Annotated in this window: 1 rRNA gene; it reads left to right on the top strand. The window is 60.0% G+C overall.

The annotated features are described in order from the left end of the window. Positions 1 to 380: ribosomal RNA gene (locus JDF658_RS12515) — 16S ribosomal RNA — on the top strand; the annotation flags it as partial.

The raw sequence follows: 380 nt of genomic DNA, 5'->3' as shown, positions 1-380 counted from the left end.
GGCTTAGCGGCGGACGGGTGAGTAACGCGTGAGCAACCTGCCCTTCAGACAGGGATAACACCGCGAAAGTGGTGCTAATACCTGGTACACTCTTTGCATCGCATGAAGCAGGGAGGAAAGGTGGCCTCTGGAACAAGCTACCGCTGAAGGATGGGCTCGCGTCCCATTAGCTAGTTGGTGAGGTAACGGCTCACCAAGGCGACGATGGGTAGCCGGCCTGAGAGGGTGACCGGCCACACTGGGACTGAGACACGGCCCAGACTCCTACGGGAGGCAGCAGTGGGGAATCTTCCGCAATGGGCGAAAGCCTGACGGAGCAACGCCGCGTGGGTGAAGAAGGCCTTCGGGTCGTAAAGCCCTGTCTTCAGGGACGAAGTCTC

Source organism: Carboxydocella sp. JDF658, assembly GCF_002049395.1.
In the GTDB taxonomy this organism is placed as follows: domain Bacteria; phylum Bacillota.
This window is presented reverse-complemented; position numbering and strand designations above follow the sequence as displayed.